This is a genomic window from Mesorhizobium sp. M7A.F.Ca.CA.001.08.2.1 (assembly GCF_003998455.1).
Classification (GTDB): Bacteria; Pseudomonadota; Alphaproteobacteria; order Rhizobiales; family Rhizobiaceae; genus Mesorhizobium; species Mesorhizobium ciceri.
Genome location: NZ_RZPW01000340.1, coordinates 1 through 6,386, shown reverse-complemented (window position 1 = coordinate 6,386; position 6,386 = coordinate 1). Strand labels below are relative to the sequence as shown.

The following is a 6,386-nucleotide window of genomic DNA, read 5'->3' as shown; positions in this document are numbered from 1 at the left end:
CTCGTCTTCGGTGATCCAGCCGGCCTTGAGGCGGGCGGCCAGAACCATCTGTTCGGCGTCTGCGCGGGTCACGCCATGATTGGCCAGCACGCCCGGATAGACTTTTGTCTCGCCGTCCTTGCGTTCCTTCCAGCCGGTCAGGTCGTCGGCGGCATAGCCGGCGAAATCCTCGATCGTCTTCACGCCGTCCTCGCCAAGCGTCACCATCATGGCGGTGGTGACGCCGGGGATTTCGCGCAATTCGTCCGAAACGCCGAGCGCCTTGCGCTTGTCGTCGTGCTCGGCCTCGATCTTCTCCAGATATTCGCGGGCGCGGGTCTGGATCTCCGAAGCGGTGTCCTCGTCGAAACCATCGATAGAGGCGATCTCGCCGGAATCGACATAAGCGACTTCCTCAACGCTGGTGAAGCCTTCGGAGGCCAGCACCTGGCCGACCATCTCGTCGACGTCGAGGGCTTCCATGAACAGCGACGAACGCTCGACGAATTCCTTCTGGCGGCGCTCGGATTCTTCGGCTTCGGTCAGGATATCGATATCCCAGCCGGTCAGCTGCGAAGCCAGACGCACGTTCTGGCCGCGGCGACCGATGGCCAGCGACAGCTGGTCGTCGGGAACCACGACTTCGATGCGTTCGGCATCCTCGTCGAGCACGACCTTGGCGACTTCCGCCGGCTGCAGCGCATTGACGATGAAGGACGCCGCAGAAGGCGACCACGGAATGATGTCGATCTTCTCACCCTGCAATTCGCCGACGACGGCCTGGACGCGGCTGCCGCGCATGCCGACGCAGGCGCCGACCGGATCGATCGAAGAGTCCCGCGAGATGACGGCGATCTTGGCGCGCGAACCTGGGTCGCGGGCGACCGACTTGATCTCGATGATGCCGTCATAGATTTCCGGCACTTCCATGGTGAACAGCTTGGCCATGAACTGCGGATGGGTGCGCGACAGGAAAATCTGCGGGCCGCGCTGCTCGCGGCGCACATCGTAGACATAGGCGCGGACGCGATCGCCATATTTGTAGTTCTCGCGCGGGATCAACTCATCGCGACGGATGATCGCTTCGCCGCGGCCGAGATCGACGATGACATTGCCGTATTCGACGCGCTTGACGGTACCGTTGACGATCTCGCCGATGCGGTCCTTGTACTCGTCATACTGGCGGTCGCGTTCGGCCTCGCGGACCTTCTGGACGATGACCTGCTTGGCCGACTGGGCGGCGATGCGGCCGAAATCCATGGGCGGCAGCTGTTCGGCGATGAAGTCGCCGAGCTGGGCGTCGGGATTGCGCTCGCGAGCCGAGGAAATGGCGATCTGCGTGGCATAGTCATCGACCTTCTCGACCACTTCCATCAGCCGCTGCAGCTTCATCTCACCGGTGTTCGGGTTGATGTCAGCGCGGATGTTGGTCTCCTGACCGTAACGCGAGCGCGCCGCCTTCTGGATCGCATCGGCCATGGCGGCGATGACGATCGACTTGTCGATCGACTTTTCACGCGCGACCGCGTCGGCGATCTGCAGCAATTCAAGTCTGTTGGCGCTTACAACCATCGTTTTTCTCCCGAGCTTGTTTGCCGGACCTTTGCGCCCGGCAGCTCAATCATAGTTCCTGTTCGTGTTCTTCCGTGGCGTCCGCTTCCGCACCCGACTCGTCGTCGTCCGGTTCGCCACGGCGCTTCTTGGCTTCCTTGCGCGCCCTGTTGTCCTTCGACAGGGCATCGCGGATGAGATCGTCGGTCAGGATCAGGCGCACATCGGCAATCGCGTCATAGGGGACGCGCACCGTCGGCTCCTCGCCATAGGCTGCCTTGTCGCGCTCGATCAGCACATCGTCTTCGCCGGCTTCGGCGATCTTGCCCTTGAAGCGCTTGCGGTCGGCGACGACGATCGATGTTTCCATTTTCACCAGATGACCCGTCCAGGTCGTGAAATCCGATTTGCGGACCAGCGGCCGGTCGATGCCGGGCGACGAGACTTCAAGATGGTAGGCCTTTTCGATCGGATCATCGACATCGAGCGCCGGCGACACCGCGCGGCTGACCTCTTCGCAATCCTCGACGGTCATGGTGCCGTCCTCGCGTTCGGCCATGATCTGCAGCGTCAGCCCGTTCTGGCCCGACAGATGCACCCGCACGAGACGGAAGCCGATGCCGCGCAGAACCGGCTGGACGATCAGCGCGATGCGCGCATCGATGCCGCTTTCGCGGATGATGCGATCGTCGCCCTCGCTTGCCGTTGCAGTCATTGAAGCCCTGTCGTTCTCTACCAAGTTATCGGCAGGTAATAAAAAAGAGCGGGACCGGGTGGACCCACTCTTCGTCATACCGACCAAGAATTTGAGGCTGATATAGACGATCGCGGCCTGTGTTTCAAGCCCGCTATGCTGGTCGGGCAACGCTGCCATCGAGGTGGCCCCCGCCAGCGTTGCATGGAGCGCATGGCGCCCATGCGGCGGCCCCCATGGGATCGGCGCTGAAACGCACCTACTTACGCTGCGCTGCACAAAGGTGGCCGTGCGCCACACGTGCGCGAAAGGACATGATCATGAGCAATCGCAAGATATTTTCTGCAATAGGCGACTTCTTCACCGTATTCGGCAGCGCCGTGGCCGCTTCACGGGCCGTGGAAGCCGGTCGCAGGCCGCGCGCCGACGACCTGCGCAACCTCGGCGTCGAGCCTGCCGCCTTCGATCGCATCGGCCGCCGCTTCTAGCTTTGACGCAATTCCGGACGGAAAACCGTTTCACACTTTTCCTGGAATTGCTCTAAGACCGCGAGCTTATTTCCGAATGAAGGTAAGATAGGCGGGCCGCCGGCCCTCACGAATGGCCTTGGCCTCGTAACGGGTGCCCGGCCAACCATCATAGGGCCGGTGCCAGTCCGCCGCCTCGCAAGCCTGCCATGCGAACGCGCCATGCGCGCGGCAATGCAGCAAGGTCCAGTTGACATAAGTGTCGATGTCGGAGGCGAAGCGGAATTTTGAACCAGGCTTCAGCACGCGCGCGAACCGCTCGAGATTGACCGGGCTTACGAAACGTCGCTTCCAGTGTTTCTTCTTCGGCCAGGGGTCGGGATAGAGCAGATCGAGGCCGCCGAGCGAGGCCTGCGGCAGCCAGTCGAGCAGCCTTGTGGCGTCGTCGTCATAAACCCGCAGATTGGCGAGCGGTTTCTCGCGCACCGCCATCATCATCTTGGCCATGCCGTTGACGAAGGGCTCGACGCCGATAAAGCCGATCGAAGGCGCCTCGGTCGCGCGGTGCAGGAGATGTTCGCCACCGCCGAAGCCAATCTCGAGGCGAACCGCGCTGACATCGGTCTGAAACAGAGTTTGCAGATCGGCCGGCGGCTCGGCCGCCAGATCGAGCCGATATACACCGAAGCCGCTTTCCAGCGCGGCCGCCTGTTGCGGACGCATGGTCTTGCCGCGCCGGCGACCGAAAAAGGCTTCGGTCGCGCGGCTTGGTCTGTCCTTCGGATCCATGGCGGGACTTCGCGGCGCCGCTGTCAGGCGGCGACCGCGTCCTTGAGCGCCTTGGCGAGATCGGTCTTTTCCCAGGAGAAAGACCCATCACGGCCGGCCTTGCGGCCGAAATGGCCGTAGGACGACGTCTTGGCGTAGATCGGTTTGTTGAGATCGAGGTGACGGCGGATGCCCGACGGCGACAGATCCATCACCGTGCGCAGCGCGTCCTCGAGCTTTGCCTCGTCGACCTTGCCGGTGCCATGCAAGTCGACATAGACCGACAGCGGCTGGGCGACGCCGATGGCGTAGGAAAGCTGGATGGTGCAGCGGTCGGCGAGTTTCGCCGCCACCACGTTCTTGGCCAGGTAGCGCGCCGCATAGGCTGCCGAACGATCCACCTTGGTGGTGTCCTTGCCGGAGAAAGCGCCGCCGCCATGGGGTGCGGCACCACCGTAGGTGTCGACGATGATCTTGCGGCCGGTCAGGCCGGCGTCGCCGTCCGGCCCGCCGATGACGAACTTGCCGGTCGGATTGATGTACCACATGCAATCGTCGGCGATCTTGAGGTCGCCCAGCGCCTCGCGGATATAGGGTTCGACGACCTTGCGGACCTTCTTTGAATCCCAGCTCGCATCGAGATGCTGCGTGGACAGCACGATCTGCGTCGCCTCGGCGGCCTTGCCATCGACATAGCGAACGGTGACCTGGCTCTTGGCATCCGGCCCGAGCCTGCCGGCTTCACCGCTGCCTTCGTGACGGGCAGCAGCCAGCAGTTCGAGGATCTTGTGGCTGTAGTAGATCGGCGCCGGCATCAAATCCGGCGTCTCGCGGCAGGCATAACCGAACATGATGCCCTGGTCGCCGGCACCCTCTTCGCCCTGACGGTCGGCAGCGTTGTCGACGCCCTGGCCGATGTCAGGCGACTGGCCGTGCAGCAGAACCTCGATCTTCGCCGTTTTCCAGTGGAAGCCGGCCTGCTCGTAGCCGATTTCGCGGATCGCCTTGCGGGCGACCGATTTGAACTTGGCCGGATTGACGACCGGATGGCCGGCGGCATCCTTGAGGATGTTGCCTGCCTTGTCCTTCTTCAGCAGCGTTTCCGGGACGCGCACTTCGCCGGCGATGACGACACGGTTGGTGGTGGCCAGCGTCTCGCAGGCGACACGGACTTTCCACGGGTCCATGCCGGTCTTCTTGGCTTCGCGATAGACCAGATCGACGATCTCGTCGGAAATCCGGTCACAGACTTTGTCAGGATGGCCCTCGGCAACGGATTCCGAGGTAAAGAAGTAGTTCTGCCGCGTCACGGGTGTCCCCTCTTGAAAAACGATCGGCAGGCTGCCGATTTTGGCGCGCCACGTGTTAGCGGGGCGAAGCGCCGCTCGTCAAGCGGTGCTTCGGCTCTGGCATGAATGTCGATGCCGTTATCTTGTGCCACCGGCGGCGGGGCGCCGCCGGTCCTGGCGTGATTGAGGATCAGTCGGGATCGTCGGCGGAGAGGGACTTGACCAGGTCTATGATCCTGCGGCGCACCTTGGCGTCGGCGATCTTGACAAAGGCCCGGTTGAGCTGAAGGCCTTCAGGGCTGCCGCAGAATTCGACAGCGAAAGCCATCGAAGCGTCCTCGGCAAATCCCCGGCCCGCCACAGGCTCCTGGCCGGGCGCATCCTCAAAAAAGAAAGCGACAGGCACGCCGAGTATGGACGCGATCGCCTGCAGACGGCTGGCGCCGACGCGGTTGGTACCCTTTTCATATTTCTGAATCTGTTGAAATGTGATGCCGAGGTTTTCTCCCAGCTTTTCCTGGCTCATTCCAAGCATGTTGCGGCGAAGCCGAATGCGACTGCCAACATGGATGTCGATCGGATTCGGTTTCTTCTTGTTATCTTCTGTCATTTTTTCCTCGCCGAATTTTTTCGGCTTTCTCTATTTTTTTCCTGCCCAAACAAAGCCGGAGGCAACTGCCCCAACAGAACGATCCACCGGCTTCGAGAAATTTTCAGGCACTTACAGTATGAGTTTCTAATGTGTTGGCTGTCAATTCACCCGTAGCCTTTGCCTTACGTTCAACAGCGCTGCCCCAACGGCAAACAGCAACATGATCAGCATTCCGTTAATGCGCCGTTGGCCGGGAGATATGAGCGCCTGTCCGGAAATCGGTATGTGGGCATCGATGGCGCCGCGCGCGTCGATAGCAAGCGCATCGACGATGCGCCCGCGCGGATCGACGACGGCCGAGATGCCGTTGTTGGCGGCACGCACCAATGGCAATCCATTTTCCACCGCACGGATCTGGGCCTGCCTGAAATGCTGATACGGACCCGGCGTGTCGCCGAACCACGCATCATTGGTAACGTTCACAATAAGCTGCGCTGACGCAGCGTCAACTGCCACAAGATCGGGAAAGATCACCTCATAACAGATAAATGGCAGCGCACGGATGCCGTCGGGCAGCGTAATGGCGTGCCGCTCATTGCCGGCCGCGAAACTCATCGGCCCGGCAACCAGTTGCTCGATGCCGAAACGCTGGAGCAGATCGGCGAAAGGCAGGTATTCGCCGAACGGCACCAGCTGAACCTTGTCGACGGCGTCGGTGATTTCACCCTTGTCGTCGATCGCCACCACGGAGTTGTAGTAGCGGCTGTCGGCATTTGCGGCCGAGCCGCCTTCCTCGCGGACGACGCCGGCAATCAGCATCTGGCCGGGTCCGAGCATATCCCCCAGCGCCGTCAATGCGTCCGGACGCTCGGTGAAGAGGAACGGCACCGAGGTTTCGGGCCACAGGATCAGTTGCGGCTTTTGATGGCCTGGATCCGGCGCCTTGCCCGAGAGCCCCATCAGGACCGCGAAGATGCGGTCGCGCACCGAGGCATCCCATTTTTCCGACAGGTCCACCGCCGGCTGGACAATGCGGACATCCAGGC

7 protein-coding genes are annotated in these 6,386 nt (G+C 62.0%); 1 reads left to right on the top strand and 6 read right to left on the bottom strand.

From position 1 onward, the window contains the following. Both nusA and rimP read right to left on the bottom strand, forming a co-directional pair. A partial coding sequence (gene nusA, locus EN914_RS19935) for a transcription termination factor NusA (protein ID WP_127389216.1) occupies nt 1–1,551 on the bottom strand: 1,551 nt, incomplete at its 3' end. A gap of 49 nt (nt 1,552–1,600) precedes the next feature. Continuing rightward, nucleotides 1,601–2,245 (bottom strand): ribosome maturation factor RimP, encoded by a 645-nt coding sequence (rimP, locus tag EN914_RS19930; protein WP_013527897.1) that lies wholly within the window; start codon nt 2,243–2,245, stop codon nt 1,601–1,603. A gap of 299 nt (nt 2,246–2,544) precedes the next feature. On the opposite strand from rimP, the gene EN914_RS19925 reads away from it, so the two are divergent. Beyond that, entirely contained in the window at nt 2,545–2,712 is a 168-nt protein-coding gene (locus tag EN914_RS19925) for a hypothetical protein (RefSeq protein ID WP_013527898.1), read from the top strand. 66 nt (nt 2,713–2,778) lie between these two features. On the opposite strand, the gene EN914_RS19920 is transcribed toward EN914_RS19925, so the two are convergent. From EN914_RS19920 to lnt, 4 genes are all read right to left on the bottom strand, one after another. Beyond that, the gene (locus EN914_RS19920; protein ID WP_024503462.1) at nt 2,779–3,480 is read right to left on the bottom strand and encodes a tRNA (guanosine(46)-N(7))-methyltransferase TrmB; all 702 of its coding nucleotides are present in this window, start codon (nt 3,478–3,480) and stop codon (nt 2,779–2,781) included. Between the two features lie 23 nt (nt 3,481–3,503). Continuing rightward, nucleotides 3,504–4,769, bottom strand: a complete 1,266-nt coding sequence (gene metK / locus EN914_RS19915) for a methionine adenosyltransferase (RefSeq protein WP_024503461.1) — start codon at nt 4,767–4,769, stop codon at nt 3,504–3,506. 169 nt (nt 4,770–4,938) lie between these two features. Continuing rightward, nucleotides 4,939–5,358 (bottom strand): helix-turn-helix domain-containing protein, encoded by a 420-nt coding sequence (locus tag EN914_RS19910; protein WP_013527901.1) that lies wholly within the window; start codon nt 5,356–5,358, stop codon nt 4,939–4,941. Between the two features lie 141 nt (nt 5,359–5,499). Further along, on the bottom strand, nt 5,500–6,386 hold an 887-nt coding region (gene lnt / locus EN914_RS19905), incomplete at its 5' end, for an apolipoprotein N-acyltransferase (RefSeq protein WP_127389215.1).

Bases quoted from the DNA above. Each gene is read 5' to 3' on its own strand.
- EN914_RS19920 (WP_024503462.1), bottom strand. From the start codon at position 3,480: ATGGATCCGAAGGACAGACCAAGCCGCGCGACCGAAGCCTTTTTCGGT.
- EN914_RS19910 (WP_013527901.1), bottom strand. From the start codon at position 5,358: ATGACAGAAGATAACAAGAAGAAACCGAATCCGATCGACATCCATGTT.
- EN914_RS19925 (WP_013527898.1), top strand. From the start codon at position 2,545: ATGAGCAATCGCAAGATATTTTCTGCAATAGGCGACTTCTTCACCGTA.
- rimP (WP_013527897.1), bottom strand. From the start codon at position 2,245: ATGACTGCAACGGCAAGCGAGGGCGACGATCGCATCATCCGCGAAAGC.